A 21,933-nucleotide genomic window follows, 5' to 3' on the forward strand; every position below is an offset into this window, starting at 1 on the left:
TTGCCGGGCACTCCCCGGCAATCGGGCGCAGGGCATAATCAGGACGTGGACGACAGCGGGAACGGCCTGCGGGCTGACACTCTGGTGGCCACGGTCCGCGGTGTGCTGCCGTCCTTGACGCCCGCCGCCCAGACCGTGGCCCGCCTCATCCTGGAGGACCCGGCGACGGTGGCCAGGAGCACCATCACGGAGCTCTCCGCCGCCTCCGGCACCAGCGAGGCCACGATCGTACGCACGGCCCGATTGCTCGGGTTCGCCGGCTATCCGCAGCTGCGGCTGGCCTTAGCCGCGGCGGCGGCGCAGCCTGACCGGCTGGTGCCCGGTGACCTGGCGCCCGACGACCCGCTGTCCGAGGTCATCCAGAAGGTGGCCAGGGCCGAGTCCGAGGCGATCAACGACACCGTGGCCCAGCTCACCTCCGAGCGGCTCGGGCTCGTGGTCGAGGCCATCGTCGGCGCGCGCCGCATCGACGCCTACGGGGTCGGCGCCTCCGGGCTGGTCGCCGAGGACGTCGCCCAGAAGCTGCTGCGGATCGGGTTGTCCAGCCACGCCTTCCAGGACGCCCACCTGGCCCTCACCAGCGCGGTGCTGCTGAAGCCGGGGGACGTGGCGATCGGGATCAGCACCTCGGGCGAGACCCCCGACGTGATCGAGCCGCTGACCCGGGCCCGGGAGGCGGGGGCCACGACCGTCGCCATCACCAACAACCCCCGTTCCTCCATCGCGGAGCTGGCCGAACACGTGCTGATCTCCGCCGGGCGGGAGACGGAGTTCCGTCCCGGCGCCCTGGCCAGCAGGATCAGCCAGCTCCTCGTCGTCGACTGCGTCTTCGTCGGCGTCGCCCAGCGGACGTTCGACTCCTCTCAGGAGGCGCTCGCCAGCACCCGGCGGGCCGTCAAGGAGTTCACCCGGAGAACGTCACCCGCACGTCGTCAGCCTTGACGTACATCACACGGTGGCCGAACTGGATCTGCAGGTACTTCGTCCGGCCCCGCACCACCTGGTGGTCGGCCAGGTCGAAGGTGACCGCCCGGTAGTACTCGGCGGCGGCCGGACCCGCGAGGGTGTACTGCTCGCCCGCCGAGAACGTGTACTGCAGCGGGGTCACCGCCTGGTACGGGACGCCGGCCGGGTACGCCTCCTGCTCGGGGTAGGCCCGGCCGTACACCGGGACGGTGGCCATGCCCGGCTTCGGGGTCACCACCAGGCCCATGGACGGGACGGCGGTGGGTGCGGCGGCCGGGTTGTGGAACCACGCCTTCTGGCCGAGGTACCAGATGGCCGTCCAGTCGCCCCGGCGCTCGGCCACCGCGAAACGCTGGCCGGTGCTGGCGCGGGCGCTGTGGTCGTAGACGCTGTAGAGGGACTCGCCCGTCGGGTGCTTGCCGATGTCCTTGACCAGCGGCGCGTCGGCGCGGGGCTCGGTGCGGAGCCAGACGGTGTGCGCGGGGAGCGGCGGGCAGGCGGCCTCGGGGTTCGCGCGGTCGCAGCCGTAGAAGTACGGCTTATTGGTGGCGAAGTCCGGCTTTATCATGATTGATCCGGATTTGGGGCCGCCGAACCGGCGCAGCGGGGCGCCCATGAGCTCGAAGTAGTGGGCCCAGTCCCAGAACGGGCCCGGGTCCTCGTGCATCCCCCGCACGGTCGTGGGCAGGGTGCCGGGGACGTTGTCGTGGCCCAGGATGTGGGCGCGGTTCAGCGGCACGCCGTACCTGAGCGCCAGATAGCGGACCAGGCGCGCCGAGCTGCGGTACATCGCCTCCGTGTACCAGGTGCCGCCCTCGGCCAGGAAGCCTTCGTGCTCGATGCCGATGGACTTGGCGTTGATGTACCAGTTGCCGGCCTGCCAGCCGATGTCCTTGGCCTTGATGTGCTGGGCGATGTGGCCGTCGGCGGCGCGTACGGAGTACTGCCAGCTCGCGCCGTAGGTCGGGTCCTGGTTGAGGCCGATGGAGGGCAGGAAATATCCCTCCATGTCGTGAATGATGATGTACTCGATCTGCTGGCTGGCCGGGCGGTCGGCCAGGTCGTAGTGGCCGTAGCCGTTCGGCGGCAGCTCCTGGTAGGCCGCGGGGATCCACTCGCAGGAGATGGAGGCCGGGCACTCCACGCCGTCGGGGCGGGGGTGGCGCAGGCCGAGCCGGTCGAGCCACTTCTCGGCCTTCGCCAGCCCTGGCACGGCCGCCAGCCTGACCCGCTGGCCGTCGTCCGTGGTCCGCTCCGCGCCGTCCTTGATCGTCGCGAAGACCTCGTCGGCGAAGAACCTGGCCGCGCCGGCCTCCTCGGCGCCCGAATAGCGGGCGACGGCGCCGTACCACTGGCCGGGATCGTCGCTCAGCGGCGCGCCCAGCGCCTTCTGGTAGTCGGCCAGCAGCGCCGCGCCGCCGCGGATGTTGGCGGCGGCGTCCGTACGCAGGCGCTCGTGGCTCTCGCCGGTGAGCGCGGCGGCCCGCTCCATGGTCCGCAGGGAGCCCGGAAGGTTGGCGGGGGCCGGCGGGGCGGCGGGCGCGGGCAGGGGCCTGCTTTCGTCGCCGCGGGCGTCCTCCGCGCCCTCGCTGTGGTGGTTGGCGGCGGAGAAGGCAGCGGCGTCGGTGAGGTGCATGGGGCCGAACCCGGCGTCGCTGGACGGCCGGCCGGCGTGGGCGTCCCAGCGGGACGCCAGGTAGGAGACGCCGAGCAGCACACTCTCGGGGACCTGGAACTCCGCGGCGGCGGCCGCGAAGGACTGTTGCCGGGTCTCGGGTTCCTGGGCGCGGGCCGCGGTGGCGTTCGTTAAGGGCAGCACGGCGACGAGGGAGATCGCCAGTAGTCGGCGCATGAACCGCTCCTTGGGGCTGGGGTGGCGCAGTCCAGCGTCTCAATATTTTCCTTCTCTGGCGATAACCTTGCGAAGATATTCTTCACTCCTTGACATCCCGGTAACAAGGGGTGACCAGCGGGAGCGGACATTCTGCCTGCTCGATTGCATAGCGGACGGCTTCCGGGGCGTTGTCGGCTATTCCTGGAACCAGGCCGGGGGCGCTGATCGTTGGGCGGGGCGGCACTACAACCAGATCTTCGACAGGAGAGCAAGCCGTGGTCTTCAAACGCATGCTGGGTGCACTCGGCGTCGGCGGTCCCTCAGTGGACACCGTCCTGGCAACGCCGCGTACCCAGCCGGGCGGGACGCTGGCCGGCGAAGTCCGTCTCAAGGGCGGTGACTTCGACGCCCAGATCGAGCACATCACCCTCGGACTGGTGGCCCGGGTGGAGATGGAGCACGGCGGCGGGGAGGGCTCCGGGGTCGGGGAGTTCACCCGTTCCCAGGTCTCCGGGCCGTTCACGCTGCGCGAGGGCGAGGAGCGGACGATCGACTTCCAGATCCCGGTGCCGTGGGAGACGCCGATCAGCGAGATCGGCGGCCAGCACCTGAACGGGATGGCGCTCGGCGTACGCACCGAGCTGGCCGTCGCCAAGGCCGTCGACAAGGGTGACCTGGACATGGTGGCGGTCGAGCCGCTGCCCTCCCAGCTGCGCATTCTCCAGGCGTTCCTGCAGCTCGGGTTCCACTTCAAGTCCGCGGACCTGGAGCTGGGCCACCTGTACGGGGTGCGCCAGGAGCTGCCGTTCTACCAGGAGATCGAGTTCTACCCGGCCGCCCAGTACGCCGGGGTGGTGGGGGAGATCGAGGTCACCTTCGTGGCCGGCCCTGGCGGGCTGGAGGTCATCCTGGAGGCCGACAAGCGGGCCGGCCGCTACTCCGGCGACGCCATCGGGCGCTTCCAGGTCAGCCATGAGGACGCGCTGCGTACGGACTGGCCGAGCGAGATCGACCGCTGGCTGACCGGCCTGGCCCAGTACGGCCACCACGCGCCGCACCACGGCGAGCACTACGGCCACCACGATTCGCACCACGACTCGCACCACGGCGGTCACTACGGCCACCACGACTCGCACCACGACTCGCACCGCGGCGGCGGCATGGGCATCGGCGCGGTGGCCGCCGGCGCCGCGGCCGGCGTGGTGGGCGGCCTCGTGGCCGGAGAGATCATCGACGAGGTCTTCGAGGAGGACGAGGGCGGGGACGAGGAGTGGTGACCAGCTGACCGCGTGACGCTCGGGGGCCGGGCCCCCTGACCGCTCCGGCGAGAAAGCCGCCGCCATGTCTCCAGGCCCCACCCTGGAGACACGGCGGACGACGGTGCCATGGTGGTGCGGCGCACGACGATGCCATGGTGGTGCGCCGAGCGACGGTGCCATGGTGGTGCGCCGGGCGACGGTGTCATGGTGGTGCGCCGGGCGACGGTGTCATGGTGGTGCGCCGAGCGACGGTGTCATGGTGGTGCGGCGCACGACGGTGTCATGGTGGTGCGCCGGGCGACGGTGTCATGGTGGTGCGCCGGGCGACGGTGTCATGGTGGTGCGGCGCACGACGGTGTCATGGTGGTGCGCCGGGCGACGCACTGCGGCCTGCGCGCCGGCGGTCACCTCGGTGTGGTGGGCGGTGTGCTCACCGGCATGATGGGCGGCGGCGCCGTCTCCCCGGTGGTGGCCGACGGCGGTCCTCCCGGCGTGGGCGTCGCCGGCGGCGAGCCCGACGGCACGGGCGTCAGGCTCGCGTACTGCCCGACCCGCGCCTTGACCGGCACCTCCAGCTGCACGGGCTCGGCCCCGCTGAAGAAGAACGTCATCGGCACCGTGTCCCCCCGCACCCCGCTGACCGTGCCGAGCGGCTGGTCATCGACGCCGACGGGCTGATCGGGCGGCAACGTCAGAGCCCCGGCCAACTGCACGGACCCACCCCCACCCACGGTGACCCGTTCAAGCCGGACCGGCCGGTCCCCGCTGTTGATCAGCACCCCGTACAGGACCTGCTGCGGCCCAGGCGACCCCGTCTCCGCCCCGCCCACCAGGAAGACGTTACGCAGGTACAGCTCACCGTCCAGATCGGCGTTGGCCCCGTCGTTCTGCGGCTCGGTCTGCGTGGTGTCCAACCCCGCCTGCGAACACCCCGTGACGGCCACGGCCGACATGAACGCGGTAAGCACGATGCGACGCATCCCCCGCCTCCTCCTAGCACCCGACGCTGCCACCCCGCTACCCCCGAACCCCCCACCGAACCCCTTCGCCCCGTCGCGGCGGCAGCGGTTCGATGGACCGGGGGTGGGAGGCGTGCGAGGCTCGGGGCGTGCCGGACTACTACCGCGACCTCGCCGCCGACCGGGACCTCCGCGGACAGCAGGGAGTTCATCCAGGGGATCGTCGGCGCTCTGCCACCCGGCGCGCCCGTGCTGGACTGCGCGTGCGGGATCAGGACGGATGCCATGGCGCTCGCGCACCCGCCACCGACGCCGGCTCCGCCATGGTGGGCGCGCTCGCGGCGATGCGGCGGGTGCTCTCGCCCACCGGCACGCTGATCGTGGACTCCCGTGACTGGGAGGCGCTCTATCGCGAACGCCCCGCACCGTGGCCGCCGACCGGGTGCGCGAGCGCGGCCACGCCTTCTGACACCACGGATGGGGGCAGGCGGGCGGCGGGGCGGCTCTAGGGGACGAGCCGGAGTGAGGGGCGCTGGTCGGGCAGGCCGATGAGCTCGCGTACGCGGCCGATCGGCCAGGCCAGCTCCCTGGCCAGGACGGCGGCGGTCAGGTCGCTCTCCCGCGAGGCCAGCTCGAACGCCTGGGCGAGCAGGACGGGCTGCTCACCGGGATAGCCGGAGACGGGCTCGTTGGTGAACCCCGGCTGCTCGCGCAGGGCGTTGAGGCGCTGGTAGGCACGGCCGGCGGCGGAGTCGGACAGCAGCCCGGTCTCCCGGCAGCGGTAGAGCAGCGAGTCGACCGACACCCCCCACGTCTGCCGCAGCTCGGCGAGTCTGCGCAGGTCGGCCCGCAGGGGAAGGTGCGGCAGGATGCTGTCGCGAGGGGTGAGGAACTCGGCGGCGAACGCGTCGGCCTCCCGCTCCTGGTGGCTGTCGCCCGCGGCGGTGTCGCCGTGCAGGACCAGATGGCCCAGCTCGTGGGCGGCGGTGAAGCGGTGGCGGTAGATGTCGTCGAACCGGTTGGGGGTCAGCACGACGATCGGCCGCGGCAGGCTGGAGGTGGAGAAGGCGTCCACGGTGACCGCGTCGGGGTCGTGGCGGGGGAAGGCGACCACGATGCCGTGCGCCTCCATGTGCCGCACCAGGTGGCTGACCGGGCCGGTGCCGAGCCCCCAGTGGGCCCGCAGCGCCCGGGCCGCGCCCGCCGGGTCGCGCGGCAGCGCCGGATGCAGCTCGCCGCCGGCGAAGCCGGGCAGGTCGATCAGGGGGAGCTGGATCCGCTTTTCCAGGGCGTAGGTCAGCTCCCACACCTGCTCGACGAAGGCCACGGCCTTGGCCCGCTGGTAGGCGCGGGTGGAGCGCAGGCTGCGGAAATGGGCCATGGAGCCGTCGAGCTTGCCGTGCGGGCGGCCCGGCAGGAAGAACGCCATCGGCACGGCCAGCACCTCGGCCAGGCGCGGGATCAGGTCGGGCCGGGGCCGGGTGACGCCCGATTCGTACTGGCCGACGGCGGCGGGGGAGACGCTGAGGTGCTCGGCCACCTCCTTCTTGGTGAGCGCGGCGAGGTGCCGGGCCTGGGTGAGGCGGGTGGCGTCGAAGGCGTCGGCGACGGCCTGCGGACTCGGCCCGCCCGTCCTGGAGTCACTCACCGGCGGCGGCTTCTGACCTGGCCGGGGCGGCCTCGCTGACCGGCGGCGCGAGCCGCTCGGCACCGGTGCGCGCGTTGAGCGACGGCGTGGGCATGTCGCCCGTGTCGAACGTGAGCGACAGCGTCGAGGAGTAGGCGGCGGGCGTGTCCTGCGCCAGCGGGATCTCCTCGCAGTGGTGCCAGCGCAGGCTGCCGGTGCGGTCAAGCAGCTCGGCCTCGCCCCACCAGGCGTCGAGCAGCCCGGCGTGCGCGTTGCAGGCGTAGGCGATCAGCACCAGGCTCGTCCCTTCTGGCAGGTCGCCCAGCGCCTCGGCGATCGGGACGGCCTGCGGCGCGATGCCCTGCAGCGCGAGCTGCCGCATCCGCGGCTCGGGCCCGAACCGGTTGAACAGCGCCTGCACCAGCGCGGACGGCCGGCCGTCGCCGATGCGCGCGCTCATCACGCTCAGGGAGCGGTCCTTGGCGTAGCGGAACGGGAACAGCAGCCTGCCGTCCAGCACCACCAGCTCGTGCTGCGACCCCGCGGGCTTGACGATCCGCACGTCCCCCATGTCCTCGAACGCCTCGGCCAGCGCCTCGAACTTGCGCGACATGAGCGTGAACCCGAACGGGTGCAGGTGGTCGGTCTGGGCCATCCGCTGGGCGTCGCGGGCGTTTTCCAGCGCGACCGACAGGGCCTCCGCGACCGCCTGCCTGATGGCGGGCGCGCGCTGCCCGAACGTGTCATGAGCCCATTGCGACACCGGGGAAACCTCCGCAGCCCGGCGGCGGCCGGGGGACGGCGCCGCTTCATTTTCCAACATCATAGACCCGCCACGGCTTCACGAAGCCGCTCCGGCGCGCGGGGCCCGAGGGCGATCTCACGGATGATCTCGTCCTTGTCATGCTTGATTTCTTGTATGACAATATTTCGCGTCTGACAAAAAGCCTGACGAAAAGGTGTGTCACGATGCGAACTTCCGACTGGCCCAGAACCGCGACCCGCTGGACGCAGCTCACGCTGGCCGAGGACGACCCGGCGCATCTCGATGTCGACTTCTGGACCTCGGTGATGCGTGACAGCAGGTCGAACGCGGTCTGCATCAGCGCCGGCGGCTACATCGCCTACTATCCGACCCGGATCCCGTTCCACCATCGCAGCACCTTCTTGGGCGACACCGACCCCTTCGGCGCCCTCGTGGAGCGGGCCAGGGGATTGGGCATGCACGTCATGGCGCGGGTGGACCCGCACGCGGTGCACGCCGACGCCGCCAGGGCGCACCCGGAATGGCTGGCACGCGACGCGCAGGGCACGCCGATCGAGCACTGGTCGTACCCCGACATCTGGCTGACGTGCGCTTTCACCGGCTACCACCGCGAGTTCATCACCGAGGTGGCGCGGGAGATCGTGCGCGAGTACGACGTGGACGCGATCTTCGCCAACCGCTGGGAGGGCTATGCCGGCATCTCCCACAGCGAGGCCGCGCAACGCTCCTTCCGCGACGAAACCGGCTTCGAGCTGCCCGAACGCGCGGGCGACGGCACCGGCCCCGCCTGGCCCGCGTACGTGGCCTGGCGCCGGCGCCGGCTCAGCGAGCTGGTGGCGATCTGGGACGCGGCGGTCAAGGACGTACGGCCGCACGCGCGCTTCATCCCCAACCTGGGCGCGTTCGCCGCCCGCGACCTGGAACCGGAGCTGGTGCGCCGGGTCTATCCGATGTTCGTGGTGGACAAGCAGGGCCGCTCGGGCATCGAGGCGCCGTGGGCGGCCGGGCGGGTGGCCAAGCGCAGCCGCGGCCTGTTCCCGGACCGGCCGGTCGGGCTCATCACCTCCGTCGGGCCCGAGCACCACCAGCACCGGTGGAAGGACGCGGTGGCCCCGCCCGAGGAGGTCAAGACGTGGATCGTGGACGGGTTCGCGCAGGGCGCGTTCCCGTGGTTCACCAAGTTCAACGCCACGATCTCGGATCCCCGGTGGGTGCCGGCGATCGTGGAGGCGTTCGGCCTGCACGCGCGGCTGGAGCCGGTGCTGGCGGAGCTTCCGGTCAGCGCCGAGGTCGCGCTGCTCGACCCGGACCGGGTGGGCCGGGTGCGTACCGGGGCGGCGCACACCTTCCCCGACGAGGACGGGTTCTACCAGGCGCTGGTCGAGGCGCGGATCCCGTTCGACCTGCTGGCCGACCAGGCGTTGTCCGCGGAGCGGCTGCGGCCGTACAAGGTGCTGGTGCTGGCCGACGCCGAGCAGCTCAGCGACGCGCAATGCCAGGTGATCCGCGAGTACGTCGCCGCGGGCGGCGGCCTGGTGGCCGCCCACCAGTCCTCCCTGTACGACGAGCGGGGCGAGCCGCGCGAGGGCTTCGGCCTGGCGGACGTGCTGGGCGTGGACCTGGTCGAGTCCGTCAGGGGGCCGGTGAAGAACAACTACATCGCGCTGACCGGCGACCACCCCGTGAACGCGGGCTTCGACGGCGCCAGGCGCATCATCGGCGGCACCCGCCTGCTGCGCGTCGCGGCCCGCGCGGGCACGCGGGTGCCGCTCAGGTTCGTGCCCGACTTTCCCGACCTGCCGATGGAGGAGCTGTACGCCCGGGAGCGGCCGGACGCCCCCGCGGCCGTCATCAGGCAGGCCGCCGACGGTGGCGGGCGGGTCGTGTACTTCCCGTTCGACCTCGGCGCGGTCTACTGGGAGGCGCTCCAGGCCGACCACGGCCGGCTGATCGCCAACGCCGTGCGGTGGGCACTCGGCGGCGAGCCCGAGGTGACCGTGCGCGGACCCGGCCTGGCCGACCTCGCCGTACGCCGGGACGCAGACGCCGTCGCGGTCGCCCTGGTGAACCTCACCAACCCGATGGCCATGCGGGGCGCCATCAGGGAGACGATCCCGCTGCCCGCGCAGACGGTGACGGTCGCCCTGCCGCCCGGCGTGCGGGGCGCGAAGGCCAGGCTGCTCGTCGCGGAGGCCGACGCCGCCACGGAGGTCCGCGACGGCCGGGTGGAGGTCGAACTGACGGGCGTGGGCCTCATCGAGGTCGTGCACCTCACCTGGGACCGCGCATGACGGGTGCTCAGTGGTGGCGGGAGCCGTTCCGGGTGTTCCAGACCAATCTCCGCGAGGTGGACGCGGGGCTGGACGTCGAGCGGGTGCTCGACTACCTGGAGGAGTTCGGTGCCGACACGTGGCTGCTCAGCGTCGGCGGCATCCTGTCCAACTACCCGACCGACCTCGACTTCCAGACGCGCAACCCGTGGCTGGCCGAGCGCCCGTCCGGTGATCTGGTCGGCGACGCGGTCGCCGCGGCCCGGCGCAGGGGCGTGCGGGTGCTCGCCCGCATGGACTTCTCCAAGATCGACCAGCGGCGGGCCGAGCGGCACCCCGAGTGGTGCTTCGTGGCCCCCGACGGCGCCTCCCAGGTCTACAACGAGCTGGCCAGTGTGTGCCCGAGCGGCGACTATTACCAGGTCAAGCTGTTCGAGGTGATCGGCGAGGTGCTCGACCGGTACGAGATCGACGGCTTCTTCCTCAACTGGATGTCGTTCAACGAGGTCGACTACAGCAGGCGCTACTGGGGAGTGTGCCACTGCCTGGCATGCGTACGCCGCTTCGGCGACCCGCTGCCCACAGGCCCGGACTCGCCCGGTTACCAGCGCTGGCGGCGGCTGGCGAACGAGACCCTGGAAGAGCTCAACGCCCGGATCAGGGCCGAGATCGCCGGCCGGCGGCCCGGGGCGGCGCTGATCCTGGGGGAGCGCGCCGACCTCGTCTTCCACGAGGCCAACAACGCCGTCGGCCGGCCGCTCTGGCACCACAGGACCAGCGAGCACGTCAGCGCGGCCAAGTCGTACCGGCCGGAGGTTCCCGTGCTGGTCAACGCGGTGGGGTTCGTGGACATGCCGTACCGGATGGCGGGGGAGGAGCCGTACCACTTCGCCCAGTATCTGATCCAGGCGACCGCGCGGGGGGCGATCCCGTCCACGTACGTCATGGGGACGCCCGACGACAGCCCGTACGAGTGCCTGCGGGTCGCGGGCGAGATCACCCGCTTCCACCGCGACCACGCGGACGTCTACCGTGACCTCGTCCCCGCGGCCCGCACGCTGCTGGTCAGGCCCGACCCGTCGCCTGGCGGGGCGACCAGCGAGTTCCAGGGGCTGTACCTGTCCCTGCTGGAGCGGCACATCCCGTTCGACGTGCTGCCGGAGGACAAGCTGGCGGTGAGCGACCTGTCCAGGTATCGGCTGGTCGTGCTGCCCGACCTCGGGCCGTTGCGGGAGCCCGAGGTGCTCGACGCGTACGTGTGGGCGGGCGGGACGGTGCTGGCCACCGGCTCGACCGGGTTCGAGGCGGACCGGGCGCGACTCGCCTGCCTGCCCGTGGCCCGCCGTCTGGCGAGCAGGGAGAGCGAGGAGGCCGTGCGCTCGCTGCACCTGCGCGGCGAGCGGGGCATGCTGCCGGTGATCGGCGCCTTCCACGTGGTCGAGGCGCGCGAGGGGGCACGGGCGGGCCTGCTCGCGCTGTCCAGGGCCAGGTACGGCCCGCCGGAGAAGTGCCACGGACACCAGGAGACCGGCCACCCCGGCTGGCTGAGCGCCCGCTACGGGCAGGGCACCGGCGTGCTGATGCCGTGGACGGTCGGCCGCGGCTATCGGGAGACCGGGCTGAGCGCCCATCGCGACGAGTTCGCGGACCGCGCGCTCGACGCCGCCGGCGCGGACCTGACGATGGAGACCGACCTGCCGGAGCAGGTGGAGATCGTGCTCGGCCGGTCCGCGTACGGCGGGGTGATCCACCTGCTCAACCGCTCGGGCGACGCCGACCAGCGGTTCCGCCGCCCGCTGGAGATCGGGGAGTGCCGGCTCACGCTGCCCTGGCCGGGCGAGGTCCACGCCCTGCGCGCCGGCCGCGTGCTGGAAACCGATGCCGCGAACCGCGTGCTCCTGCCCCGGATCGGGCTCTACGAGGTCCTCGTCGTCAGATTGTCAAACAAGTATTCATGACCTATTGACGGTCTCGTCTGACAAATGAACACTAGGTCATCACCGGGGTAGCCGATCCCCTGTGAGGACGACGGGAGAAGAGTGATGAGCGGACTCGATCGGCGGGGCTTCCTGAAGCTGGCCGCGGCCGGTGCGCTGGGCGCCGGGCTCACGGCATGCGGCGGCGGCTCCGAGGGCGGCGCGGGCGGTCTCTCACTGAGATACGCCTGGTGGGGCAACAACATCCGGCAGCAGAACTACATGAAGGCGCTCAAAGAGTTCACCACCCAGAACAAGGACATCCAGGTCGAGCCCGAGTTCGCCGAATACAGCGCCTTCCAGGAGCGCATGACCACGCAGATGGCCGCCCGCGACGTGGCCGACATCTTCTGGATCGCCTCTCCGCAGGTGCTCACCTACCACAAGAGCAAGCTCTACCGCCGCCTCGACGACATCCCGACCCTTGACCTGTCCGGTTATTCCAAGGCCGACCTGGACTCCTTCAAGCTCGGCGGCGAGCTCAACACGATGCCGTTCGGCATCTTCGTCCCCGTCATCCGCTACAACGAGACCTGGGCCAAGGAGGACGGCGTCGAGCTCCCGGCCGTCGACACCGACTGGGACGCCTGGGCGGCCTTCCTCGTCGACTACACCAGGAACAACCCCGGCAAGCGGAAGGGCATGGCGTACGAGCCCGACGCCGACCTGCCGTTCGAGTCCTGGCTGCGGCAGCGCGGCGAGCAGTTGTGGACCGAGGACGGCAGGGCGGGCTTCACCGTCGACAGCACGCGCGCCTGGTTCGACTGGTGGGACAAGCTGCTCAAGGCCGGGGCCGTGCTGACGCTCAGCGAGCAGGAGGGCATGTCGCCCGACTGGGCGCTGGTCGGCAAGAAGGTGCTGGCCAAGGTGGGCAACTCCAACCACATCATCGACGACGCCAAGATGTTCCCCGACCAGCGCTTCAAGCTCCGCCCCACGCCGGTCGCCGCCGGGGCTCAGGCGGGGCACCCGTTCCTGTACTTCCCGCGGATGGCGATATATCAGGGCATCGACGATGAGAAGGTGCAGGCCGCCGGCAAGCTCGTCAACTACAACACCAACAACGTGGCGATGCTCAAGACCGTCGGCCTGACCATGGGGGCGCCGGTCAACCCCAAGGTGTTCGAGCAGTCGAAGGACTTCGCCGGTCAGGACGAGAAGGAGATGCTCGCCGTCGTACAGGCTGCGCGCGAGGCCGAGCGCAAGCCCCGCTTCGAGGCGCCGCCGGGCACGAGCACCTGGCGCACGGCCATGGCCAGGGTCGCCGAGGAGATCGCGCTGGGCCGGGTGAACACGGCCGACGGCTCCAAACGCTTCCTGGACGAGGTCCAGGCCGGCATCGAGCGGACCCGCAAGTGAGCCGTGTGTCGAGACTCCATCGCCAGGGCGGGGCCGCGCACGTCTTCCTCATCCCCTGGTGGCTGGGGCTCGTCCTGGTGACGGCTGTGCCCCTGGTCGCCTCCCTCTACCTCTCCTTCACCGACTACAACATCCTGTCCACGCCGGAGTTCAACGGCCTGGAGAACTTCCGCCGCATGTTCCAGGACGAATACTTCTGGGCCGCCGTCAAGGTGACGGTGATCTACGTCCTGGTCTCCATCCCGCTGCAACTCGGCTTCGCGCTGCTCCTGGCCCTGATCCTGGACCGGGGGCTGCGCGGCCTGGCCTTCTACCGCAGCGCGTTCTACCTGCCCTCGCTGCTCGGCACGAGCGTGGCCGTGGCCATCCTGTGGCGGCAGATCTTCGGCGACGACGGCCTGATCGACCGGGCGCTGTCGGTGTTCGGGCTGGAGCTGGGGAGCTGGTTGCAGAACCCGAGCCTGTCCCTCTCGACGCTGATCGTGCTGAACGTCTGGACGTTCGGCTCCCCGATGGTCATCTTCCTGGCCGGGCTCCGCCAGATCCCCGAGGAGCTCTATGAGGCCGCCAAGGTGGACGGCGCCGGGATCGTCCGCCAGTTCACCAGCGTCACGATCCCGCTGCTCACCCCGATCATCTTCTTCAACCTGATCCTGCAGACGATCGGCGCGTTCCAGACCTTCACCCAGGCCCACGTCGTCAGCGGCGGCACCGGCGGCCCGGCGAACTCGACGCTGTTCTACACGCTCTACATCTACCAGCAGGGATTCACGAACTTCGACATGGGTTACGCCTCCGCGCTGGCCTGGGTGCTGATGATCGCGATCGGCCTGGTGACGGCCGTGCACTTCGTCCTGTCGAAGTACTGGGTCTTCTACGGAGACGACTGATGACGACCGCGACCCTCGAAACCACCCGCAGGAGCGCCAGGGCGGCCGTGCGCCGGCGTGGCCGCCGGGACCTGCTCAAGCACCTCGGGCTCGGCGCCTTCGTCCTGCTGATGCTCTATCCGCTGATCTGGATGATCGTCAGCTCGTTCAAGCCCGACCACCTGATCCTGACCGAGCCGGGGCTCATCCCCAGCGAGATGACCTTCGACAACTTCGCCGAGGGCTGGAACGCGCTGAACCGCCCCTTCTCCGTGTTCTTCGCCAACTCCCTCATCGTCACCGTCGGCGCCATCGTCGGGAACCTCTTCTCCTGCTCGCTGACCGCGTTCGCGCTGGCCAGGCTGGAGTTCAGGATGCGGAAGGTGTATCTCGCCATCACGCTCGTCTCGGTGATGCTGCCGATGCACGTGCTGGTGATCCCGCAGTACATCTTCTTCTCGCAGCTCGACCTGGTGAACACGTACTATCCGCTGCTCATCCCGAAGTTCCTGGCCACGGACGCGTTCTTCGTCTACCTGATGGTGCAGTTCATCAGGACCATCCCGCGCGATCTCGACCGCGCGGCCTGGATCGACGGCTCGGGCCCCTTCCGTACCTTCTGGTACGTGATCCTGCCGCTCATGCGGCCCGCGCTCGTCACCACCACGATCTTCACCTTCATCTGGACCTGGAACGACTTCTTCGTGCCGCTGATCTATCTGACCTCGCCCAAGATGTTCACGGTGCCGGTGGCGCTGAACTCCATGGTCGACTCCGAGACACAGAGCGGGGTGGGCATGCTGTTCGCCATGTCGCTCCTGTCGCTGCTGCCGGTGCTGATCTTCTTCGCCGTGGCCCAGAAGCAGCTCATCCGCGGCATCGCCACCACGGGGCTCAAATGAGGATCATCATCACCGGTGACCACGACGAGAGCGCGCGCCGCCGGATCCGCGCGGCGGCCCCGGCGGCGCGCATCGACTTCACGGCGGACCTGAACGGGATCGAGCACGCGGACGCGGTCGTCGGCCACGTACCGGAGGCGCTGCTGGCCAGGGCGTCCCGCCTGCGCTGGGTGCACAGCCCGGCCGCGGGCGTGGACGCCATCCTGTCCGACGGCCTGCTGGCCGGCGACGTCACGCTCACCTCCGCCACCGGCAACGGCGCGATCCCGCTGGCCGAGCACGCGATGCTGCTCACGCTCATGCTGAACAGGGACGTGCGGCGCTGGTCGCGTGCCCAGGAGGAGCGCCGCTGGGACCGCTTCACGCACGGCGAACTGGCGGGAAAGACCATCGGCCTGTACGGGCTCGGCCACGCAGGGCTGGACCTGGCGGCCAAGGCCCGGGCGTTCCACATGCGGGTGCTCGGCATGCGCAGGACGGCGGCGCCCGCGCCGGGCGTGGACGAGCTGTTCGGTCCGGACGACTTCCCTCGTTTCCTGGCCGAGTCCGACTTCGTCATCGTCACCGCGCCGCTCACGGCGGCCACCGCGGGACGCTTCGGCCGGGAGGCGTTCGCGGCGATGAAGCCCACCGCCTGCTTCGTCTGCGTCTCGCGTGGCGGCATCGCCGACGACGACGCCCTGCTCGACGCGTTGCGGCGGGGCGAGATCGCGGGCGCCGGGCTGGACGCGCACGGCGTGGAGCCGCTGCCCGCCGACAGCCCGTTCTGGACACTGCCGAACGTGATCGTCACTCCGCACAACGGCGCCACCACCAGGGAGACGGCCCGCAGGGGCCTCGACATCCTGGTGGACAACTTGGAAAGATTCGCCCGCGGCGCGCCGCTGCGGAACGTCGTCGACAAGGCGGCCGGCTACTGAGGTAGCCAGTATACTTGTCTGACGATTTGGCGACGTGCGGGAGGAGTTCTGTGGACGGCCAGCCCAGTTTTTCCCTCGGACCGTCATCCCTGACGGAAGCGCTTTACGAGTCGGTCCGCAAGCGCATCGTCAACGGCGAGATCGCCCCCGGCGAGAAGCTCACCGAGATCCGCATCGCCGGCGAATACAGCGTGGCGCGCCCCACGGCCAAGGCCTGTCTCGAACGGCTAACCGCGCTCGGGTTGTTGCGCCGCACCACGCACAAGACCGCCGTCGTGCCCAAGCTGGACGAAAGCGAGATCCGCGACCTCTACTTCAGCCGCGAGACCGTCGAGCGGGCCGCGGTCGCGGCGCTGGCCCGCACGGCCACCGTGCCGCCCGACGCCGTGCGAGCCCAGGCGGCGATGAAGGCGGCGGCAGGCGACATGGCGTTCGCCAGCCAGGTGGAGGCCGACATCGCCTTCCACTCCGCACTGGTGGCCGCCGTGGGCAGCCGCCGCCTGTCGCGCATGCACGAGGTGATCCTCGGGGAGGTGCACCTGACCATGGGCCAGTTCCAGGCCCACCGCACCACCCACCCGATGAACGTGGTGCACGAGCACGACGACATCCTCAAGGCGATCGGCGACGGCGACCCCGAGCGGGCGCAGCAGCGCCTCACCCACCATCTCGACCAGGCCCAGGGCCGCCTGGTCAGCCAGCTACGCCGCGAACAGACAGAAGAGGCGCGCACGTGAACTGGGCCGGCGTTTTCGAGGAGCTCATGTGACCGGGGTCGGCGTTTTCGAGGAGTTCATGTGACCGGGGTCGGCGTTTTCGAGGAGTTCATGTGATCAGGTGGACCGTCAACTGCTCGATCCTCTACACCGACCTGCCGCTGCTGGAACGCCCCGCCGCGGCGGCGGCCGACGGGTTCTCCGCGGTCGAGTTCTGGTGGCCGTGGCCGGTCGCGGTGCCCGCCGACCGGGACGTGGACGCGTTCGTACGCGCCGTCCAGGACGCCGGGGTCCGGCTGACCGGGCTCAACTTCTTCGCCGGAGACATGCCCGCCGGTGACCGCGGCCTGGTGTCGTGGCCCGCGCGGGCGCAGGAGCTGCGGGACAACATCCCCGTGGTGGCGGACATCGGCGAGCGGCTCGGCTGCCGGGCCTTCAACGCCCTTTACGGCAACCGCGTCGCCGGGGTCGAGGCGAAGGAGCAGGACGAACTGGCCGCCGAGCTGCTGACGGCCTGCGCGGCGGGCGTGGCGGGGACCGTGCTGCTGGAGCCGGTCAGCGGTGCGCCGCGCTATCCGCTGCTGACGGCCGACGCCGCCGTGGCCGTGCTCGACCGGCTGGGCGAGGTGCCCAACCTGGGGCTGCTGGCCGACTTTTACCACCTGGCGACCAACGGTGACGACGTACCGTCCGTCATCGAGCGGTACGGTACGCGCATCGCCCACGTACAGATCGCCGACGCCCCCGGCAGGGGCGCGCCGGGGGAGGGCGCGTTGCCGCTCCGCCAGTGGATCGACGATCTGTACGCAGCCGGATACGACGGATACATCGGCCTCGAATACCGCTCCGAGGGCCCGGCCGCGTTCGCCTGGCTGCCGCGCGAGCAGCGGGCCGCGGACTCGGGAGGATCATCGTGACCAGCATCGCCTTCATCGGCCTCGGCATCATGGGCAGCCCCATGGCCGTGCACCTGGTCAAGGCCGGACACAGCGTGACCGGCTACAACCGCACACCGGCGAAGGCCAGGGCGCTGGCCGAGGCCGGCGGCCGGGTGGCCGACTCGATCGCCGAGGCGGCGCGGGGGGCCGAGGTGGTCGCGCTCATGCTCCCCGACTCCCCGGACGTGCGGGGCGTGCTGACCGGCGAAGCCGGGGTGTTCGCGCACGCCGCGCCCGGCACGCTGATCATCGACTTCTCCTCGATCCGTCCCGACGTCACCCGCGAACTGGCGGGCGAGGCGGCCCGGCACGGCCTGCGCTACCTCGACGCCCCGGTCTCCGGCGGCGAGGCGGGCGCCAGGAACGCCGCCCTGTCGATCATGGTGGGCGGCGAGAGCGACGACTTCGAGGCCGCCAAGCCGATCTTCGACGCGGTGGGCAGGACGGTCGTGCACGTGGGGCCGAGCGGCGCGGGCCAGACGGTCAAGGCGGCCAACCAGCTCGTCGTGGCCGCCAACATCGAGGCGCTGGCGGAGGCCGTGGTGTTCCTGCGGGCGTACGGGGTGGACCTGGAGGCCGCGCTGGAGGTGCTCGGCGGCGGGCTGGCGGGCTCGGCCGTACTGACGCAGAAGCGCGCCAACATGCTGAACCACTCCTTCGAGCCGGGCTTCCGCATCGAACTGCACCACAAGGACATGGGCATCGTCACGTCGGCGGCCCGCGAGGCGGGCGTCGTGCTGCCGCTGGGCGCGCTGGTCGCCCAGCTCGTCGCGGCGGCGAAGGCCGCGGGGGACGGCGGGCTGGACCACTCCGCGCTGCTGCGCGGCGTGGAGCGCCTCTCCGGCACCTCGTAACACCTGCTTCAAGATTGTCGCCCAAAGTGACAATTGGGCGCGGGCGCGACTACTGGGAGTAATTTCCGTTGTTAGTCGTTGCCCATGCTCTCATTGCGATCATGGCAACCCGCGGTGGCGGCGTTCGCCGCCGCCGCGTCCTTCGTCGTGCTGGCCCCGGCCGCGTCGGTCGCGGCGCCCGCCGAACTCCCGCCCCCGCTGTCTCCAGCGGCCGCCTACCAGCGGCTGAGCGAGCTCACCGTGGCCGACCCGCGCCCGATGCAGGGCTACAGCCGCGCCCGGTTCCCGCACTGGACCCAGCGGGGCGAGGACTGCGACACCCGCGAGGTCGTGCTGGCCCGCGACGGCGAGGACGTCAAGCAGGACGAGAGGTGCCGCGCCGTCTCCGGGACCTGGTTCAGCGAGTACGACGGCAGGACCTTCACCAGCGGCTCCGAACTCGACATCGACCACGTGGTCCCGCTGGCCGAGGCCTGGCGTTCGGGGGCCGACGCCTGGACCGACGCGCAGCGCAGGAGGTTCGCGAACGACCTGGACGGGCCGCAGCTCATCGCGGTCTCCGCCGCCTCGAACCGGTCCAAGGGCGACCAGCCGCCCGACCAGTGGCGGCCGCCGCGGCGCGGCTACTGGTGCACGTACGGCAGGGCCTGGGTCGACGTCAAGTCCCGCTACGAGCTGACCGTCACCGGGCCCGAGCTGGACGCGCTGGCGGACATGATCTCGACCTGCGACTGGACGGACGGTGGCTGAACCCCTGCCGGGCGACGGCATCACCCGTTACGAGAGCCACGTCGTCGCGGGCCCCGGCGGGGTCATGACGGATGAGGTGGGCGTCATCACCGGCGAGGTGACCGTGCGCACGGAGGTCAACGGGGGGCGGGCGACCGTATGTATCCAGTATTTCCAGGCGGATGAATGGTACGAGATCGAGGGCAGCCCCCTGGGCCTGACCACCGATCCAGGCCCAAGCCTGCACCAGGAGATCGTCCAGGCCGTACGGCGGGGCATGCCCGACGGCCTGGCGAATTTCCGCTCCTGAGACCCATAGCCGGGCCCGCTCGCCCCTGAGGTTCTGACCGGGCCCGCTTGCTCGTGAGACCCTGGCCGGGCCTGCTCGCTCCTGAGACCCTGGCCGGGCCAGCCCTTCGCGGCCCTGATCGGGGCGGGCCCGGCCAGGTCGGAAACTGTCGGTGGCATGGCGTTCAATGTCCCCATGGGTACGCAGCCAGGCCGGGGCCTGTTCTGGGACATGCACGAGGGGCGGGTGCCGCCACCCGCCGCGGCCGAGACGCTGGGCTGGGAGCTGCTGAGCGTGGACCCCGACCAGGGGACCATCGAGGTGGCCTTCCAGGCGAGCGACCGTTTCACCAATCCGGTGGGCGTGGTCCAGGGCGGTTTCCTGGCGGCGATGCTCGACGACACGCTGGGGCCCGCGCTGGCCGCGACGTTGCCCGAGGGCCGCTTCGCACCGACGCTCGACCTGCACGTGCAGTTCCTGCGCCCGGCCAAGCCCGGCCGGCTGGTGGGCCGAGGCCGCGTCGTGCGCCGCGGCAGTCAGGTGTGCTTCATGTCCGGCGAGCTCCTGGGGCCCGACGGCGAGCCCGTGGCCGTCGCAACCGCAACCGCACAGATCCGAACAATCCACCCGCCCACACCCGCCACCCGACCCGACCAAGCCGACCGGGCCGTCCCGACCCTCCGATCCGACCAATCGAGCCACCCCGGCCACCCCACCTGATCAAGCCGACCGGTAGCAGCAGGGGCCGCGGTGACGGCCTACCCGCGGCCACCTATGCCCGGCGACCCTCCAATCCGACCAAGCGGGCCACCCCCGCCACCTCGACTGACGAAGCAGTGGGGCCACCCGCCTCCAGCGCTCAAGCGCGCCAGCGATCCGCCCTCAACCGCTCAAGGTCAGCCGCGACGGGCACCCGGCCGCTCAGGTCAGCCGCGTCGTCGGCGCCCGAGCGCTTGAGGGGTCACGTCATGAGCGCCCGAGCGCTCACAGCGGCCGGATCGCCGGTGTCCCATGCCATGGCGGCCGCTATCTCGACCGACCGGTTCAGCCGGGGCCTGGACGGTGTCCTCAGGGGCCTGACCTGACCGCTCCAACGGCATGTCCACCCTCGGTCCCTAAGCCCCGTGCCACCATGGGGTTCACCGTCGCCACGGATTGATCCCGGCCCCACCGGTTCACCTCCGCCCCATTGGTTCACCACCCCCAGGGGTTCACCCCCGCCCCTCGGTTCACTACCGCCTGGGTTTACCCACCCCCATGCGTTCACTTGGTCCCACAAATTCACGCCGGCCCCTGGGGCGGACCCCATGGAAGCATGGCCTCGGGCCTCGTCCCGTGTGAGGACGAAGCCGTGGAGACCACTACCTGCTGCGAATGGGAGTGCTGGACCGGATGGCGGCCTCCAGCCCTATGCAACGGGGAGCTCCAGCCCCGTGCGCACGGGAAGGGGAGCCTCCGGCCCCACGTGAAGGGGAGCCTCCGGCCCCACGCGAAGGGGGGCCGTAAGACCGCCCCCGGGCGGAGGGAGATGGGCCCCTGATGCGTCGGGGTCGTATCTCAGGCTCGCCGGTCCAGGCGGAACATCGGCTGTCCCGGGATGCCCGGCTGGGCGTCCAGCGACTTGTCGTCGAGGATGGGCACGGCGTCCTCCGCAACGAACACCCGTACGTCCTCCTTCTCGACCACCTGGTCGCCCGCCTCCGGCACGCTGGCCAGGAAGAGCTCGAGCGTACCCGCCTCATCGACCTTCGGGGCGATCCGCAGGCCCGCCTCGGCGGGGACGTCCTCGCCGACCATCAGGTCCCGGATCGCCACGACGGCGTTGTCAGTCAGTGTCAGCACGATGAGCTCCTTTGCCACGAAGACCCTCCGCCTCCCCTGCGGCCCAGGTCCCAAACCCGGGCATGCGCGGATGGAGGCCGGGTAGCTGGCCCTCATGGGGAAAACCGGCAAAAACGACAAAGCTGTCATGGATGCCCTGCTCGACCGTTATGGCCGTACGTTTGCCCTGGAGAGCGGGATCAAGCTCTCGGACCGCCCCAAACCGCTCTACCAGCTCCTGGTGCTGGCCATGCTGCTCAGCGCGCGCATCTCGGCGGAGATCGCGGTGGCGGCCGCGAAGGAGCTGTTCGCGGCCGGGTACGGCACCCCGGCGGGCATGCGCGACGCGAGCTGGCAGGACCGGGTGGACGCGCTGGGCCGCGGCCACTACCGCCGCTACGACGAGCGGACCTCCACGATGCTCGGCAAGGGCGCGGAGCTGCTCATCGACCGCTGGAAGGGCGACCTGCGCCGCCTGCGGAACGCGGCCGAGGGCGACCCGCGGCGGATCGCGGAGTTGCTCATGGAGTTCCCCGGCATCGGCCCGACCGGTGCGGACATCTTCCTGCGCGAGGTCCAGGCCGTGTGGCCGCAGGTCGCGCCCCATCTCGACCAGCGGGTACTGGAGGGCGCGGGCAAGCTCGGCCTGCCGCGCCAGGAACGTCCGCTGGCCAGGCTGGCCCACTCCAACGACGAACTGGCCCGCCTGTCCGCGGCGCTCGTCCGAGTGTCACGCAGCAAGAAGTCCGCAGACGAAATCAAGGCCGCCGCCCGCTGACCCCCCGCTCGGCCGCCGCCGCCCGTTGGCCGCCCGCGCAGCCTCCGCCCGCTGACCGCCTGCTCGGCCGCCGCCCGTTGACCGTCCGCGCAGCCCCCGCC

Annotated in this window: 21 protein-coding genes; 16 read left to right on the forward strand and 5 right to left on the reverse strand. The window is 71.0% G+C overall.

All coding sequences use genetic code 11. From position 1 onward, the window contains the following. Positions 1-45 precede the first annotated feature (45 nt). On the forward strand, positions 46-942 hold the full coding sequence (locus BLS95_RS41605; protein ID WP_090945099.1) for a MurR/RpiR family transcriptional regulator: 897 nt from the start codon (positions 46-48) through the stop codon (positions 940-942). On the opposite strand, the gene BLS95_RS41610 is transcribed toward BLS95_RS41605, so the two are convergent. Then, on the reverse strand, positions 905-2,818 hold the full coding sequence (locus BLS95_RS41610) for an N-acetylmuramoyl-L-alanine amidase (RefSeq protein ID WP_090945100.1): 1,914 nt from the start codon (positions 2,816-2,818) through the stop codon (positions 905-907). The two genes, BLS95_RS41605 and BLS95_RS41610, sit on opposite strands and share 38 nt — an antisense overlap. A gap of 257 nt (positions 2,819-3,075) precedes the next feature. On the opposite strand from BLS95_RS41610, the gene BLS95_RS41615 reads away from it, so the two are divergent. Beyond that, entirely contained in the window at positions 3,076-4,077 is a 1,002-nt protein-coding gene (locus BLS95_RS41615) for a sporulation protein (protein ID WP_090945101.1), read from the forward strand. 386 nt (positions 4,078-4,463) lie between these two features. Here the strand turns inward: BLS95_RS41615 and BLS95_RS41620 are convergent, their stop codons facing one another. Beyond that, the gene (locus BLS95_RS41620; protein ID WP_090945102.1) at positions 4,464-5,039 is read right to left on the reverse strand and encodes a copper chaperone PCu(A)C; all 576 of its coding nucleotides are present in this window, start codon (positions 5,037-5,039) and stop codon (positions 4,464-4,466) included. Between the two features lie 128 nt (positions 5,040-5,167). Between BLS95_RS41620 and BLS95_RS54840 the strand changes: the two genes are divergently transcribed. Beyond that, on the forward strand, positions 5,168-5,527 hold the full coding sequence (locus BLS95_RS54840; RefSeq protein ID WP_143044090.1) for a hypothetical protein: 360 nt from the start codon (positions 5,168-5,170) through the stop codon (positions 5,525-5,527). Here BLS95_RS54840 and BLS95_RS41630 read toward each other — a convergent pair. Both BLS95_RS41630 and BLS95_RS41635 read right to left on the reverse strand, forming a co-directional pair. Then, entirely contained in the window at positions 5,524-6,666 is a 1,143-nt protein-coding gene (locus BLS95_RS41630; protein WP_090945104.1) for a helix-turn-helix domain-containing protein, read from the reverse strand. The two genes, BLS95_RS54840 and BLS95_RS41630, sit on opposite strands and share 4 nt — an antisense overlap. Beyond that, positions 6,659-7,408, reverse strand: a complete 750-nt coding sequence (locus tag BLS95_RS41635; protein WP_090945105.1) for a hypothetical protein — start codon at positions 7,406-7,408, stop codon at positions 6,659-6,661. The genes BLS95_RS41630 and BLS95_RS41635 overlap by 8 nt, the downstream gene beginning before the upstream one ends. A gap of 206 nt (positions 7,409-7,614) precedes the next feature. On the opposite strand from BLS95_RS41635, the gene BLS95_RS41640 reads away from it, so the two are divergent. The 12 genes from BLS95_RS41640 to BLS95_RS41695 all read left to right on the forward strand — a co-directional run bounded on the left by BLS95_RS41640 (position 7,615) and on the right by BLS95_RS41695 (position 19,953). Continuing rightward, complete coding sequence (locus tag BLS95_RS41640) at positions 7,615-9,702, forward strand: alpha-amylase family protein (protein ID WP_090945106.1); 2,088 nt, start codon at positions 7,615-7,617, stop codon at positions 9,700-9,702. Continuing rightward, a complete protein-coding gene (locus tag BLS95_RS41645; RefSeq protein WP_090945107.1) occupies positions 9,699-11,639 on the forward strand; it encodes an alpha-amylase family protein in 1,941 nt (646 codons plus the stop codon). Before BLS95_RS41640 ends, BLS95_RS41645 begins: the two co-directional genes overlap by 4 nt. Before the next feature lie 84 nt (positions 11,640-11,723). Next, positions 11,724-13,016: an ABC transporter substrate-binding protein gene (locus BLS95_RS41650; protein WP_090945108.1), complete on the forward strand. Its 1,293-nt coding sequence runs from the start codon at positions 11,724-11,726 to the stop codon at positions 13,014-13,016. Next, the gene (locus BLS95_RS41655; protein WP_090945109.1) at positions 13,013-13,906 is read left to right on the forward strand and encodes a carbohydrate ABC transporter permease; all 894 of its coding nucleotides are present in this window, start codon (positions 13,013-13,015) and stop codon (positions 13,904-13,906) included. Before BLS95_RS41650 ends, BLS95_RS41655 begins: the two co-directional genes overlap by 4 nt. Further along, positions 13,906-14,787: a carbohydrate ABC transporter permease gene (locus BLS95_RS41660; protein ID WP_090945110.1), complete on the forward strand. Its 882-nt coding sequence runs from the start codon at positions 13,906-13,908 to the stop codon at positions 14,785-14,787. The genes BLS95_RS41655 and BLS95_RS41660 overlap by 1 nt, the downstream gene beginning before the upstream one ends. Continuing rightward, on the forward strand, positions 14,784-15,707 hold the full coding sequence (locus tag BLS95_RS41665; protein ID WP_090945111.1) for a D-2-hydroxyacid dehydrogenase: 924 nt from the start codon (positions 14,784-14,786) through the stop codon (positions 15,705-15,707). The genes BLS95_RS41660 and BLS95_RS41665 overlap by 4 nt, the downstream gene beginning before the upstream one ends. A gap of 50 nt (positions 15,708-15,757) precedes the next feature. After that, on the forward strand, positions 15,758-16,444 hold the full coding sequence (locus BLS95_RS41670) for a GntR family transcriptional regulator (RefSeq protein WP_090945112.1): 687 nt from the start codon (positions 15,758-15,760) through the stop codon (positions 16,442-16,444). 92 nt (positions 16,445-16,536) lie between these two features. After that, positions 16,537-17,340: a hydroxypyruvate isomerase family protein gene (locus BLS95_RS41675; RefSeq protein ID WP_245765606.1), complete on the forward strand. Its 804-nt coding sequence runs from the start codon at positions 16,537-16,539 to the stop codon at positions 17,338-17,340. Continuing rightward, a complete protein-coding gene (locus BLS95_RS41680) occupies positions 17,337-18,215 on the forward strand; it encodes a 2-hydroxy-3-oxopropionate reductase (protein WP_090945113.1) in 879 nt (292 codons plus the stop codon). Before BLS95_RS41675 ends, BLS95_RS41680 begins: the two co-directional genes overlap by 4 nt. A gap of 84 nt (positions 18,216-18,299) precedes the next feature. Continuing rightward, the gene (locus tag BLS95_RS41685) at positions 18,300-18,965 is read left to right on the forward strand and encodes an HNH endonuclease family protein (protein WP_090945114.1); all 666 of its coding nucleotides are present in this window, start codon (positions 18,300-18,302) and stop codon (positions 18,963-18,965) included. Beyond that, positions 18,958-19,254: a hypothetical protein gene (locus BLS95_RS41690; protein WP_218136242.1), complete on the forward strand. Its 297-nt coding sequence runs from the start codon at positions 18,958-18,960 to the stop codon at positions 19,252-19,254. Before BLS95_RS41685 ends, BLS95_RS41690 begins: the two co-directional genes overlap by 8 nt. 174 nt (positions 19,255-19,428) lie before the next feature. Further along, positions 19,429-19,953 carry a PaaI family thioesterase gene (locus tag BLS95_RS41695; protein WP_245765607.1) on the forward strand — a complete coding sequence of 175 codons (525 nt, stop codon included), beginning with the start codon at positions 19,429-19,431 and terminating at the stop codon, positions 19,951-19,953. A gap of 837 nt (positions 19,954-20,790) precedes the next feature. Here BLS95_RS41695 and BLS95_RS41700 read toward each other — a convergent pair. Beyond that, the gene (locus BLS95_RS41700) at positions 20,791-21,075 is read right to left on the reverse strand and encodes a hypothetical protein (RefSeq protein ID WP_090945135.1); all 285 of its coding nucleotides are present in this window, start codon (positions 21,073-21,075) and stop codon (positions 20,791-20,793) included. 127 nt (positions 21,076-21,202) lie between these two features. Between BLS95_RS41700 and BLS95_RS41705 the strand changes: the two genes are divergently transcribed. Continuing rightward, positions 21,203-21,832, forward strand: a complete 630-nt coding sequence (locus BLS95_RS41705) for a hypothetical protein (RefSeq protein WP_090945116.1) — start codon at positions 21,203-21,205, stop codon at positions 21,830-21,832. Positions 21,833-21,933 lie beyond the last annotated feature (101 nt).

Source organism: Nonomuraea jiangxiensis (assembly GCF_900099965.1).
Taxonomy (GTDB): domain Bacteria; phylum Actinomycetota; class Actinomycetes; order Streptosporangiales; family Streptosporangiaceae; genus Nonomuraea; species Nonomuraea jiangxiensis.